At 33.7% G+C, this 713-nt stretch carries 1 pseudogene; it reads right to left on the reverse strand.

Annotation, left to right across the window (positions count from 1 at the left end):
• Window positions 1–340: 340 nt before the first annotated feature.
• A pseudogene (locus Xedl_RS19910) lies at window positions 341–619 on the reverse strand (ATP-binding cassette domain-containing protein); the annotation flags it as partial.
• Window positions 620–713: the final 94 nt, after the last annotated feature.

Raw genomic sequence — 713 nt, forward strand, 5'->3', positions numbered from 1 at the left:
TATGACAGTAACGACAAACCACATCCACTTTAGCCATCTCTCACTCCATAATAAAAAGCAGGGAGTTTATCACAATATCTAATCATTGAGAGCATGACCAAAAATTCAGTGTATCGGAAAGAAAGATGGCACTCTTTGCCGCTGAAAAAGGGGCCGTCCATCACTACACTACACTACACTTTGCGCCCGGAACAGCCCTCACGTCAATTTCTTATCCAGAATTCTGGTTATTTAGTTGCCAGAAGATGTTTTAATTTTACCAAATTAATGTGAACCTGTTCCAATATGATAACTTGTTCTTGAATAACAAATTATCATATTGTTGGAACAGGAGTGTCATTTAAGCTTTAAAATTATTTAAATTAATAATTATATTTGCGGATTCAATTGTTTCTTTTCTATGTGCCACCATTATTTTTGTAATATTCAAGCCTTTTAGATTAGATGAAATTATCATTTCATTCTCAACATCAAGGTGACTAGTTGCTTCATCTAAAAATAAAATCTTAGGGTCTTTGTATAATGCTCTCGCCAAACATAATCTCTGTTTTTGGCCTCCAGATAAAACAGTTCCCATATCTCCAATTAATGTTTCATATTTCATTGGCATTTTCATTATAAGTTGATCAGATAAACTATCTGCATTGGTGTTATAATCGGTAATCAGATGACTTATTGCCTGTTCTTATGAAATCGAATATCACACTGTCTGA

The organism is Xenorhabdus eapokensis, assembly GCF_001908105.1.